This window comes from Deinococcus sp. (assembly GCF_025362455.1).
Classification (GTDB): domain Bacteria; phylum Deinococcota; class Deinococci; order Deinococcales; family Deinococcaceae; genus Deinococcus.
Genome location: NZ_JANYGJ010000237.1, coordinates 1 through 11124 on the forward strand (window position 1 = coordinate 1; position 11124 = coordinate 11124).

14 protein-coding genes are annotated in these 11124 nt (G+C 64.6%); 8 read left to right on the forward strand and 6 right to left on the reverse strand.

Annotation, left to right across the window (positions count from 1 at the left end; translation table 11 throughout):
- Positions 1 to 7: 7 nt before the first annotated feature.
- The 5 genes from urtE to urtA all read right to left on the reverse strand — a co-directional run bounded on the left by urtE (position 8) and on the right by urtA (position 4934).
- Positions 8 to 712 carry an urea ABC transporter ATP-binding subunit UrtE gene (urtE, locus tag Q0R23_RS16530; RefSeq protein ID WP_293914771.1) on the reverse strand — a complete coding sequence of 235 codons (705 nt, stop codon included), beginning with the start codon at positions 710 to 712 and terminating at the stop codon, positions 8 to 10.
- Positions 699 to 1529, reverse strand: a complete 831-nt coding sequence (gene urtD, locus Q0R23_RS16535; protein WP_293914773.1) for an urea ABC transporter ATP-binding protein UrtD — start codon at positions 1527 to 1529, stop codon at positions 699 to 701. Before urtD ends, urtE begins: the two co-directional genes overlap by 14 nt.
- The gene (gene urtC, locus Q0R23_RS16540) at positions 1519 to 2580 is read right to left on the reverse strand and encodes an urea ABC transporter permease subunit UrtC (protein ID WP_293914775.1); all 1062 of its coding nucleotides are present in this window, start codon (positions 2578 to 2580) and stop codon (positions 1519 to 1521) included. Before urtC ends, urtD begins: the two co-directional genes overlap by 11 nt.
- Positions 2577 to 3482 carry an urea ABC transporter permease subunit UrtB gene (gene urtB, locus Q0R23_RS16545; protein ID WP_293914777.1) on the reverse strand — a complete coding sequence of 302 codons (906 nt, stop codon included), beginning with the start codon at positions 3480 to 3482 and terminating at the stop codon, positions 2577 to 2579. Before urtB ends, urtC begins: the two co-directional genes overlap by 4 nt.
- Positions 3483 to 3743: 261 nt before the next feature.
- Entirely contained in the window at positions 3744 to 4934 is a 1191-nt protein-coding gene (gene urtA, locus Q0R23_RS16550) for an urea ABC transporter substrate-binding protein (protein ID WP_293914778.1), read from the reverse strand.
- Positions 4935 to 5230: 296 nt separating this feature from the next.
- On the opposite strand from urtA, the gene Q0R23_RS16555 reads away from it, so the two are divergent.
- The 3 genes from Q0R23_RS16555 to Q0R23_RS16565 all read left to right on the forward strand — a co-directional run bounded on the left by Q0R23_RS16555 (position 5231) and on the right by Q0R23_RS16565 (position 8511).
- Positions 5231 to 5911, forward strand: a complete 681-nt coding sequence (locus tag Q0R23_RS16555; protein WP_293914780.1) for an urease subunit gamma — start codon at positions 5231 to 5233, stop codon at positions 5909 to 5911.
- Positions 5912 to 6200: 289 nt separating this feature from the next.
- Positions 6201 to 7922 carry an urease subunit alpha gene (ureC, locus tag Q0R23_RS16560; RefSeq protein ID WP_293914782.1) on the forward strand — a complete coding sequence of 574 codons (1722 nt, stop codon included), beginning with the start codon at positions 6201 to 6203 and terminating at the stop codon, positions 7920 to 7922.
- A gap of 31 nt (positions 7923 to 7953) precedes the next feature.
- Positions 7954 to 8511 carry a Uma2 family endonuclease gene (locus Q0R23_RS16565; protein ID WP_293914784.1) on the forward strand — a complete coding sequence of 186 codons (558 nt, stop codon included), beginning with the start codon at positions 7954 to 7956 and terminating at the stop codon, positions 8509 to 8511.
- 19 nt (positions 8512 to 8530) lie between these two features.
- Here the strand turns inward: Q0R23_RS16565 and Q0R23_RS16570 are convergent, their stop codons facing one another.
- Positions 8531 to 8911 (reverse strand): hypothetical protein, encoded by a 381-nt coding sequence (locus tag Q0R23_RS16570; protein ID WP_293914785.1) that lies wholly within the window; start codon positions 8909 to 8911, stop codon positions 8531 to 8533.
- A 39-nt stretch (positions 8912 to 8950) separates the two neighbouring features.
- Here Q0R23_RS16570 and Q0R23_RS16575 point away from each other — a divergent pair, with 39 nt between their 5' ends.
- The 5 genes from Q0R23_RS16575 to hypB form a co-directional block, all read left to right on the forward strand.
- Positions 8951 to 9385, forward strand: coding sequence for a hypothetical protein (locus tag Q0R23_RS16575; RefSeq protein ID WP_293914786.1), 435 nt, complete (start codon positions 8951 to 8953; stop codon positions 9383 to 9385).
- Entirely contained in the window at positions 9378 to 9719 is a 342-nt protein-coding gene (locus Q0R23_RS16580) for a hydrogenase maturation nickel metallochaperone HypA (protein ID WP_293914788.1), read from the forward strand. The genes Q0R23_RS16575 and Q0R23_RS16580 overlap by 8 nt, the downstream gene beginning before the upstream one ends.
- Positions 9720 to 9768: 49 nt before the next feature.
- Entirely contained in the window at positions 9769 to 10053 is a 285-nt protein-coding gene (locus tag Q0R23_RS16585) for a type II toxin-antitoxin system Phd/YefM family antitoxin (protein WP_293914790.1), read from the forward strand.
- The gene (locus tag Q0R23_RS16590; protein ID WP_293914792.1) at positions 9971 to 10483 is read left to right on the forward strand and encodes a type II toxin-antitoxin system VapC family toxin; all 513 of its coding nucleotides are present in this window, start codon (positions 9971 to 9973) and stop codon (positions 10481 to 10483) included. Before Q0R23_RS16585 ends, Q0R23_RS16590 begins: the two co-directional genes overlap by 83 nt.
- The coding region (hypB, locus tag Q0R23_RS16595; protein WP_293914794.1) for a hydrogenase nickel incorporation protein HypB at positions 10480 to 11124 on the forward strand (645 nt) is incomplete at its 3' end. The genes Q0R23_RS16590 and hypB, both read left to right, overlap by 4 nt.

Sequence of the window (11124 nt, forward strand, 5' to 3'; positions counted from 1 at the left end):
TAACCCCTCACACCCCCAAATACCGCTGCACATCCCCCGTCGGCGTATCAGCCGTCAAGCCCGTCTCCACCATCCGGCCCTTCTGCATCACGTAATACCGGTCGGCGAAGGCCCAGGCGAAGTCGAGGTACTGCTCGACCAGCAGCACGGCGACGCGCAACTCACGGCGCACCCGCGTCAGCGCGGCCTCGATCTCCTGCACGATGCTCGGCTGAATGCCCTCGGTGGGCTCGTCAAGGAGCAAATAGCGCGGCTGGGTGACGAGTGCCCGCCCGATGGCAACCTGCTGCTGCTGCCCGCCGCTGAGGTTGCCCGCCTTGCGGCTTGCCATATCGCGGCAGATCGGAAACAAGTCGTAGACGAGTTCTGGAATCTCCCGCCTGGCAGTTTCGCGGCCACTCAGGGCGGGCAGGCCCATCAGCAGATTCTCGTGGACGCTCAGGTGTGAGAACAGGCCCCGGCCCTGCGGAACGTAGGCCAGGCCGCTGCGGGCACGCTCGAAGGCGGGTGAGTTCTCGACCTGTTCACCGTTCAGGCGCACGCCCCCCGCCGTGACCGGATGCAGCCCGGTGATGGTGCGGAGCAGGGTGGTTTTGCCCACCCCGTTGCGCCCGATCAGGGTCACGGCCTCGCCGTCTGCTATTTCCAGATTCACGTCCCAGAGCACCTGGCTCTGACCGTGGGCGGCGCTGACCCCTTCAAGCTTGAGCATGGCGGGCCTCCTTGTCGGTGGCTTCCTTGGGTCTACCCAGATAGATCTCCATCACGTCCGGGTCGGCCCGCAGACTCGCCAGGTCGCCCTCGCGGAAGACCTGGCCCTGGTGCAGCACGGTGATCGGGGCGCCCAGCAGTTCGACGAAAGCCATGTCATGGTCAATGACCAGCACGGTATGCTGCCCGGCCAGCGTGCGGATCAGCTCGGCGGTCTTGGCGGTCTCCTGGGCAGTCATTCCAGCGGTGGGTTCGTCGAGCAGCAGCAGTTCGGGGTCGGAGGCGACCACCATGCCGATCTCCAGCCACTGTTTTTCGCCGTGCGCCAGGCCAGCGGCGAGGTCATCTGCTTTGTGGCGCAGGCCCACCAGATCGAGCAGTTCATCCACCCGTTTTGACTGGGCTGCGCCCGCGCCGAGCTTGAAGCTGCTCAGCACCCCTTTGGCCGGTTTGCTGGCGACGAGCAGGTTTTCACGGACGCTGAGGCCGTCCAGCACGCCAGGCGCCTGGAACTTGCGGCAGATGCCTAAGTTCGCGATGCGGTGCTCCGAGAGCTTCACGATGGACTGGCCCCGGTAGCGCACGTCGCCGCTTTCCGGCTGCACCTTGCCGATGATCGTGTCGAGCAGCGTGGATTTGCCCGCACCGTTGGGGCCGATCAGCACCCGCAGCGAGCCGCGCGGCACCTGCAAACTCAGGTTGGTCAGCGCCTTGAAACCGTCGAAACTGACGGTGACGTTCTCGACCTCTAGCAGCAGTTCGCCGGAAACGGGGGGATGAACCGGGAAGATCTTGTCGGACAATTTATTACCGGGCATCCGAGACCTCCTGAACGCCTTGCAGCGCGGGCTGGACCTTCTTCACGTGGCGACCCTGCAAGAGCCCGGCCACGCCCTGCGGCAGCACCAGCACGACCAGCACAAACAGCGCCCCCATGACATACAGCCAGGCGTCGGGGGCGGCGCTCGAAATCCGGTCCTTGGCGAGCTGCCCGGCGACCAGGCCCACCACCGCGCCAATCAGGTTATTTCGTCCGCCCAGCGCCACCCAGACCACCAGTTCGATGCTGAAGGTCACGCCGATCATGGCCGGGGAAATGGTGCCGAGGTGGACGGTATACAGCGCCCCGCTCAGGCCCGACAGCAGTCCCCCGAAAGCGAAGGCAGCGATCTTGTAGGCGACGGGGTTGTAGCCCAGGAAGCGCACCCGGTTCTCGTTGTCGCGGATGGCAGTCAGCAGCGAGCCGAAATGGGTTCGCAGCAACCAGGCGGTGAGCGCCATGCACGTGCCCAGCACCGCCAGCGTCACCCAGTACAGGCCCCGCGTGGTGTCGCCGCGCAGGTTGATGCCCAGGAACGTCTGGAAATCGGTGATGCCGTTGGTGCCGGAGGTCAGCCCCTGCGAGCCGTTGAGCCAGGTGACGAAGGCCAGTACCAGCGCCTGCGTGATGATGCTGACGTACACGCCGGTAATCCTGCGCCGGAACATCAGCCAGGCAATCAGGCCAGCGGTGAGCGCCGGGAGAATCAGCACCATGCTCAGGGCAAACGGGGCGCTGGCGAACGGTTTCCAGAACCAGGGCAGGGCCTCGACGCCGTTGTAGAGCATGAAATCCGGCAACTCACCTTTGGCCGTCGCCACCAGCTTGAGGTGCATGGCGAGCGCGTAGCCGCCCAGCCCGAAGAACAGGCCCTGACCCAGGCTCAGGATGCCCCCTCTCCCCCACACCACCATGATGCCGATGGCGGCGATACTCAGCGCCAACACCCGCCCCAGCAGCGTGAGTGGGTAGGCGCCGAGGTAGAAAGGAGCCAGGGCCAGCGCCACCGCTACAATGGCCAGCAAAGCATTCTGCGTCAGCTTGTTCATGCGTCTTCCAGAGCGCGGGAACGGGTGGGAATCAGCCCCTTCGGCTTCCACTGGAGGAAGGCCACCACCAGAATGAGCATGATCGCCTGGGCCAGACTGGAACTGGTGATGCCCTCGGCCAGCGCGGTGGTAAAACCCAGCAGCAGCGCCGCCGCGCCCGCGCCCAGCACGCTGCCGACGCCACCGACCACGACGACTAAAAAGGCGTTAACGATGTAGGCCGCGCCCACCGTCGGGTTGACCGGCGAGAGCAGCGCCAGCCCCACGCCCGCCACACCCGCAATGCCCGCGCCCAGTGCGAAGACGAGCATATCCAGCCGCCGGGTATTGACGCCGAGCGCCGCCGCCATCTCGCGGTTCTGATTCACGGCCCGGACGTGCATGCCGAATCTGCTACGGCCCAGCAGCCACCACATCCCGAACAACACCAGCGCGGCCAGCACGATCACGAACAACCGGACGTAGGGGAAACTCAGGCCGCTCAGCAGTCCAGAGGTGATGTTCACGGCGCCGTTCAGCCAGTCGGGGGCCGTCACGGGCACCCCCGTCGAGCCGAAGATCTGCCGCGCGGCCTGCTGGAGAATCAGGCTGATGCCCCAGGTCGCCAGCAATGTATCGAGCGGGCGTCCATACAGGCGGCGAATCACGGCGACCTCCAGCAGCGCGCCGAGCAGCGCCGTGCCGACGAAGGCCAGCGGGAAGGCCAGCCACAAAAAGCCCGGCCCCGTCACCTTGGCCGCCATGAAGGTCAGATACCCGCCGATCATCAGGAATTCGCCGTGCGCCATGTTGATGACCCGCATCAGCCCGAAGCTGAGCGCCAGCCCCAGCGCCGTGAGCAGCAGCAGGCTGGCGACGGATAGGCCGGTGAACAGTTGGCTGGAGATAAACACGGGGTCCATGAGGCTCCTTAGTAGAGGACTTGCGGCTTGTCGCGGGAGCGGAGGTGGGAACAGACGGAGGGCGTTCGCTGCGCTCATTCCCATTCAGCCTCGCTGCTCAGCGGTGAGCTAAAAACGTCGGCTCGTTGCTCTCTTTTGAGTTCATCTGGATCATCAAAAGTCCTGCCTTCTCGAAAGCTCCTCTCAATCAAAACCAGGCGCACGGAGCCCAGGGGACCGCTCTCCCCCACCGGCTCCGCCCGCCTGATTCACGCCCTCAACTCAGGGGCAGGTCTTGCCGGGGAAGGCGAGTTTGTCGTAGGGCTGCGGGGCGACCACGCCCTTGCTCTGACTGATGACCTTGAACTGGCCGCCCGCGCCGGAGATGCCGGTATACACGGCCTGGGTCAGCGAGCCGTTGGCGTCCACGGTGATCTTGCCGAGCGGGCTGTCCATGCTGATGCCCACGATGGCCTTGCGGACAGCGGCGGGCTCGAAGGACTTGGCCTTCTCCACGGCGGCCTTCCAGAGGTACACGTCCATGTAGGCGTGGGCCATCGGGTCGGTGATGGCGGCGTTCTTGCCAAACTTGGCCTGGTAGGCGGTCACGAACTTCTTGTTGGCGGCGCTGGGCAGGCTCTGGAAGTAGTTCCAGGTGGCGTACTGGCCGGTCAGCAGGGCCGGGCCGATGGACTGGGCCTCCTGCTCGGCAATGGAAAAGCTGATGACGGGAAGGCTGGCCGCCGTGTATCCAGCCGCCTGGTACTGCTTGAAGAACGACACGTTGCTGTCGCCGTTGAGCGTGTTGATGATGACCTGCGGCTTGGCGGCCTTGATCTTGTTGATGACGCTACTGAACTCGGTGCCGCCCAGCGCGACGTACTCCTCACCGGCCAGGGTCGCTTTCATATCGGTGATGTGCTTTTTCAGGATCAGGTTGGCGGTGCGCGGGTAGACGTAGTCGCTGCCGAGCAGGAAGATGTTCTTGTAGCCCTTGCTCAGCGCCCACTCCAGTGCGGGCAGCGCCTGCTGGTTGGGCTGGGCACCCGTGTAGATGATGTTGGGGCTGCACTCGTTGCCCTCGAACTGCACCGGGTAAAACAGCAGGCCCCCCTGCTTCTCGAAGACCGGCAACATGGCCTTGCGGCTCGCGCTGGTCCAGCCGCCGAACACGGTCGCCACCTTGTCCTGGGTCAGCAGCTTCTCGGCCTTGGTGGCAAACGTCGGCCAGTCCGAGGCGCCGTCTTCCTTGACGACCTCGATTTTCTTGCCCAGCACGCCGCCCTTGGCGTTGATCTCGTCCACGGCGAGCTGGGCGGCGTTGGCGACGGTGATCTCCGAAATCGACATGGTGCCGGTCAGAGAGTGCAGCACCCCGACCTTAACGGTGCTCTGGGCCACGGCGCTGCCGCACAACAATCCGAGCGAGAGAAAGATCAGGCGTGCGCTGCGGGCATGAATGATGTTCGACATGTGTTCCCCCTGGAGTGGTCGGCTGGGCGCCGGAACAGATTGCGTCCCCCGGATACCGACCTTCACATTCATTCTTGCATTATGTTTCCCAAATGTCGAACAAAATGCACAGATAGGTTAGACATGCTGGGATGTAGGGCTCAATCCTGCATTTTGTAGAACACATATCAGACAATGTTCACGCCATGTCCAGCTCGGATTGGACCGACTCCAGGGAGGCCACACCCACACCGGGAACGCGCCGGATAGCAGGGCGCATGTCATCCTGAGCAGAGCATTCACCCACAGGAGCTCCCATGCAACTAACCGAACGCGAGCGCGACAAGCTGCTGATCTTCACCGCCGCCGAGGTGGCCCGCAGGCGTAAGGCGCGCGGCCTGAAACTCAATCACCCGGAAGCCGTCGCGCTGATAACCGCCGAAGTTTTGGAAGGCGTGCGCGACGGGCGCAGCGTGCAGGAGCTGATGAGCTGGGGCGCGGGCATCCTGACTCCCGAAGATGTGATGGACGGCGTGCCGGAGCTGATCCACGACATTCAGGTCGAGGGCACCTTCCCCGACGGCACCAAACTGGTGACCATTCACGACCCGATTCGCGGAGGCCGCAGCCGCGTGGTGGCCGGTGAATACCTGCTGCAAGGGGGCGACATCGAACTCAACGCCGGACGCCCCGTGACCGCGCTGGTGGTCGCCAACACGGCGGACCGGCCCATTCAGGTCGGCAGCCACTTCCACTTTTTCGAGGTCAACGCCGCGCTCAGATTTGACCGCGCTGCCGCGTATGGCACCCGATTGAACATCCCCGCCGGAACCGCCGTGCGCTTCGAGCCGGGCGAGGAGAGGGGAGTCGAGGTCGTGCCCCTGGGCGGCAGCCGAACCGTGTACGGCATGAACAATCTGGTCGGCGGCGATCTGGAAGCCGAGCGCGAGCGGGCGATGCATAGAGCGGTTGAGGCGGGGTTTGTGGATGGGGAGTAGGGAGGCGGTGCGCGGTGCGCGATGCGCGGGGGAAGTGGGGCGCGGCTGCGCCGCTGGTGGGGAGTGGGGAGTGGGAACAGATAAGGGCATGAGCTGGCGCTCACTTCCCCTCACCCCGCCGCTACGCGGCTCCCCTCTCCCGCAGGGGGCGAGGGGTGGGCAGCAGCGTACCCGTCGCTCTTTCCCCACTTTTCCCACTCCCCACTCCCCACTCCCCACTGCCGTCCTCCCCGCGTCCCGCGCACCGCACCCCGCGCCCCCTGCTTTCACAAACTCACCCGGAGGGCCTATGAGAATCCCCCGCAAACAATACGCCGACCTCTACGGCCCCACCACCGGAGACCGCGTCCGGCTGGGCGACACCGCGCTCCTCATCGAGATTGAGCGCGATCTGACCACCTACGGCGAGGAAGTCAAATTCGGCGGCGGCAAGGTCATCCGCGACGGCCTGGGCCAGAGCAGCACCGCCGTAAGGGCAGATGCCGACGTGCCGGATCTGGTGATTACCAACGCGGTGATTCTGGATTACTGGGGCGTCATCAAGGCCGATGTGGGCGTCAAGAACGGGCGAATCTGCTCAATCGGCAAGGCGGGCAATCCCGGCACGCAGGACGGGGTGACGCGGGGGTTGACCATCGGCGCGAGCACGGAAATCATCGCGGGCGAGGGGCATATTCTTACCGCTGGCGGGGTGGACACCCACATCCACTTCATCGCGCCGCAGCAGTGCTGGACGGCCTTAGAAAGTGGAGTCACCACCATGATCGGCGGCGGCACCGGCCCGACGGCGGGCACCAGCGCCACGACCTGCACGCCGGGCGAGTGGCACATCCACCGGATGCTGGAGAGCCTGTCTGGCCTGCCGCTCAACTTCGGGCTGCTGGGCAAGGGCAACGCCAGCACGACGGCGCCGCTGGCCGAGCAGATTCGTGCCGGGGCGCTGGGCCTCAAACTGCACGAGGACTGGGGCACCACGCCCGCCGCCATCGACGCCGCGCTGCGGGTGGCCGACGAGTACGACGTGCAGGTCGCCATCCACACCGATACGCTCAACGAGTCGGGCTTTGTCGAGGACAGCATCGAGGCGTTTGCGGGGCGCACCATCCACACCTACCACACCGAGGGCGCGGGCGGCGGGCACGCGCCGGACATCATCCGGGTGGCGGGGCTGCCGAACGTGCTGCCGAGCAGTACCAACCCGACCATGCCGTTTACCGTCAACACCATCCACGAGCACCTCGACATGCTGATGGTCTGCCACCACCTCTCGCCGCGCATTCCCGAAGACGTCAGCTTTGCCGAGAGCCGCATCCGCCCCGAAACCATCGCCGCCGAGGACGTGCTGCACGATCTGGGCGTGTTTTCGATGATGAGCAGCGACTCGCAGGCGATGGGGCGCGTCGGGGAAGTCATCACCCGGACGTGGCAGACCGCCCACAAGATGAAGGTGCAGCGCGGGCCACTCAGTATCGCCGGTCTGGGCCAGGACAGCCGCGCCGACAACCTGCGGGCTAGGCGGTTTATCGCCAAGTACACCATCAACCCGGCGATTGCCCACGGCATTGCCCGCGAGGTGGGCAGCATCGAGGTGGGCAAGCTGGCCGATCTGGTGCTGTGGAAACCGGCCTTTTTCGGCGCCAAGACGGCCATGATTCTCAAGGGCGGCTTGGTGGTGTGTGCCCAGATGGGCGACCCTGGTGCCAGCATTCCCACGCCGCAGCCGGTCTATCCGCGCCCGATGTTCGCCGCGCACGGGGGCGGAATGGACGCGACCTGTCTGCATTTCGTCTCAGCGGTGAGTCTGCAAGAGGGCCATCTACCGGTGCTGGGGCGCCGCTACGCCGCCGTATCGAACACCCGCAGCATCGGCAAGGCGGACATGCTGCTCAACGACGCCACACCCCACATCGAGGTCAACGCCGAGACGTATGAAGTGCGCGTCGACGGCGAGCTGGTGACGTGCGAACCGGCAGAGACGCTGCCGCTGACGCAGAAGTATTTTCTGTTCTGAGCGCGGCTGTTCTAGGGAGGTACGATAGGGCATGACGGACAGCGCCTTCCGGGCCATGAGCGTCGAGGAGTACCTGCGGACCGAGGAGCAGGGCGTCCTCAAGCACGAGTACGTCAACGGGTTTATGTACGCACTGCACGGACAGGCCGGGGCGTCGGACGCGCACGCCACCATCACCGGCAACGTGTTCGCGGCGCTCCGGCTGCTGGCGCGGCGGCAAAGCTGCTTTGCCTATGCGGCTGATATGCGGGTCACTACCGCTGATCGGCGGACCTATTATTACCCCGATGTACTCGTCACCTGCGAGCCGAGGGAGGACGACGCAAAGTTCAAGGTGGCGCCCTGTCTGCTGGTTGAAGTTCTGTCCAAAAGCACCGCCCACACTGATCACAACGCCAAATACCACGCCTACACCGCTCTGCCCAGCCTCCAGACCTACCTGCTGATCGAGCAGGGCGAGCGCCGGGTCTACGCTTACGGGCGCGGCGACACCGGCTGGGAACTGCGCGAGTACAGCACCGAGGCCGTACCTCTCCCCTGCCTGGGCGCGAGCCTCAGCCTGGACGAGATTTACGAGGACGTGCGGTAACTGAGCGACTGAAACGGGTTCACCACACCGAGAAACCGCCACACTCACGGCAGAACTGGGCAAATTCGCTCAGCCAGTCGAGACTCGTGCTGTAGTTCTTGTACATCTCGGACGGCTCCTCGTAGAAGGTGCCGTCGTCGGGCTCGGTGGTCCGCGAACCATTCAAAAGCACACGCTGATTTTCGCTGAGCAGCGGCAGCACCCGCGCTTCGAGAAACGAGGCGATGGCCTGGGCTTCAGCCTGGCTGACCTCGGCTCCGGCGTTGTAACCCATGAGGTCCAGCCGCTCGGCGTCGAGGAGCTTCAATGTGGAAATCAGCGTCAGGGTGGGGCGCCAGTTCCACCAGTTGCAGGTCTTGGAGTGCTCCTCATTGCTCAGGTCGGTCAGCAGGACGCCCACTCCGGCACTCTACAATGACGCAGGAGGACCGAGTTGCTGATGTCTGAATCTGCCGGTGCCTCGATTGGTCTGCGTGTCCATGTCCGAAGCTGGCAGATCACCCGCCGCCGCTTTCGTCCGACCTTCAAAGACCGCTTCATCGACCTGGCTTCGGTGATTCCCGGCCTGGTGCAAGGGCCGAAGACGAGCTTTCGTGAACGCCACGTCCAGATGTTTCCGCATCTGCTGGCGATAGGCGCCGCCGTGTCGCCGGGGATGTACGGCGTTCGGCGAGCGCACTGTTCTGGATCGCCGGTCACGGGTGCGGACCTGGAGCTGCTGACGCGGCGGCTGTGGCACGCCCAGGACAACCAACTGTGTACCGAACTCTGTGACGGTGAAGTGGAATGCTGGACCGCGCTGAGTGCCCGTCCACTCACGCTGCTGATCGAGGCGGTTCCCAGCTCGACTTACCCCGCGAGCCAATATGCATGAAGCCAGCGTCGCCCTCGACCTGATTCGCGTCGCCCAGGACGTGCTGCGCGAGCACGGCGGCGTTCGAGTCACCGCGCTCACGGTGCGCCTCGGTCAGTGGTCGGCGGTGGTGCCCGAAGCCCTGAGTGCCGCCTTTCCCGCCTGCGCTCAGGGCACGCCTCTGGCCGGTGCGGCCTTGAGCATCGTGCGGGTGCCAGGAGTAGGCGAGTGCCCCACACACGGCCTGGTGGAACTGCAACTGATGCGCGGTCTGCGCTGCCCACTCTGCGACGCGCCCACGCCGAAACTCCTCCAGGGCGACGAACTGGAACTGGACGAACTGGAGCTGGCATGACTTTCAACTAGTCAGCTAACCAGTTATAATGAAAGGTAGAGGTGAAGTGGTGACCATTCGCAAATCGGATGTGCCGCAGGTATGGCGGCTGGAAGAAGCCAAAGCCAGGTTTTCGCAGGTCGTGGATCAGGCCATCAGTGGGCAGCCGCAACGGGTAACCAGACGCGGTAAAGACGCAGTTGTAGTGGTGAGCGCCGTGAAGTGGGACGCCCTGCACGGCAAGAGCTTGAAGGCCAGCGAACTGTTCAGGAATGCTCCCAGATTCGACGATTTTGAACTTGATCTGGACCGGGGCGAGGAGGTCTTTCCGGATCGCGTGCTCGACCTTGGCTAGGTCACCCTTCCTCTTTGACACGAACGTCATCAGTGACGCCACCAAACCGCGACCTGCACCTGGCCTGGACATGTTTCTTCAACAGGTCGAATTGACGGATGTCTTCATCAGTATGATCAGTCTGGGCGAGATCAGGCGTGGAATAGAGATCGCAGATGACCCGCTCAAGCGCCTTAAGCTGCTGTCGTGGCTCCAGAACGAGGTGTTGACCCGACACGCAGGACGGGTTCTTCCGCTGTCGGAGGGTGTGATGGAAGCCTGGGCACTGATGGTCGCCGCCACCGGAAAAAAGCCAGGACAGTTGCCCGTTTTTAACGGCCTGCTGGCGGCCACGGCGCTTCACCACAACCTGACGGTGGTGACCCGCAACGTCACCGATTTTCAAAAATTCGGGGTTTCTATCTTCAATCCGTTCGAGGAGACACTATGACCGCCCCCCGCATCGTGACTGTTCGGCAGAACATCCTGCGCGACAATGACCGCCGCGCCGCCGAGAACCGCCAACTGTTCGCGGCGGCGGGCGTGCGGGCCATCAACCTGGTGTCCAGCCCTGGCGCGGGCAAGACGGCGCTGCTGGAGCGCACCCTGCGCGACCTGGCCGGGCAGGTGCGAATGGCCGTGGCGGTGGGCGACCTGGCCACCGAGAACGACGCCGCCCGCCTCCGAGCTTGGGGCGCCCAGGCCGAGCAGATCGTCACCGGGACAGTGTGCCACCTCGACGCCATGATGGTGGACGCCGTGCTGCCGCGCTTCGATCTGCCGAATTTGGATGTGCTGTTTCTGGAAAACGTCGGCAATCTGGTCTGCCCCAGCTCCTACGATCTGGGCGAGGCCGCCCGCGCTGTGCTGCTCAGCACCACCGAGGGCGAGGACAAGCCGCTGAAATACCCGACCATCTTCAACACCGCCGACGTGGTGGTCATCACCAAGATGGACCTGGCCGAAGCCGCCGAATTTGACCTGGCCCTGGCCCGCGAGAACATCGACCGGGCGCGGCCTGGCGCGGCGGTCATCGAGCTGAGCAGCAAGCGCGGCACGGGGCTGGAGGAGTGGTTCGCCTTCGTGCGGAGC

Bases quoted from the DNA above. Each gene is read 5' to 3' on its own strand.
- urtE (WP_293914771.1), bottom strand. From the start codon at position 712: ATGCTCAAGCTTGAAGGGGTCAGCGCCGCCCACGGTCAGAGCCAGGTG.
- urtD (WP_293914773.1), bottom strand. From the start codon at position 1,529: ATGCCCGGTAATAAATTGTCCGACAAGATCTTCCCGGTTCATCCCCCC.
- urtC (WP_293914775.1), bottom strand. From the start codon at position 2,580: ATGAACAAGCTGACGCAGAATGCTTTGCTGGCCATTGTAGCGGTGGCG.
- urtB (WP_293914777.1), bottom strand. From the start codon at position 3,482: ATGGACCCCGTGTTTATCTCCAGCCAACTGTTCACCGGCCTATCCGTC.
- urtA (WP_293914778.1), bottom strand. From the start codon at position 4,934: ATGTCGAACATCATTCATGCCCGCAGCGCACGCCTGATCTTTCTCTCG.
- Q0R23_RS16555 (WP_293914780.1), top strand. From the start codon at position 5,231: ATGCAACTAACCGAACGCGAGCGCGACAAGCTGCTGATCTTCACCGCC.
- ureC (WP_293914782.1), top strand. From the start codon at position 6,201: ATGAGAATCCCCCGCAAACAATACGCCGACCTCTACGGCCCCACCACC.
- Q0R23_RS16565 (WP_293914784.1), top strand. From the start codon at position 7,954: ATGACGGACAGCGCCTTCCGGGCCATGAGCGTCGAGGAGTACCTGCGG.
- Q0R23_RS16575 (WP_293914786.1), top strand. From the start codon at position 8,951: ATGTCTGAATCTGCCGGTGCCTCGATTGGTCTGCGTGTCCATGTCCGA.
- Q0R23_RS16580 (WP_293914788.1), top strand. From the start codon at position 9,378: ATGCATGAAGCCAGCGTCGCCCTCGACCTGATTCGCGTCGCCCAGGAC.
- Q0R23_RS16590 (WP_293914792.1), top strand. From the start codon at position 9,971: ATGCTCCCAGATTCGACGATTTTGAACTTGATCTGGACCGGGGCGAGG.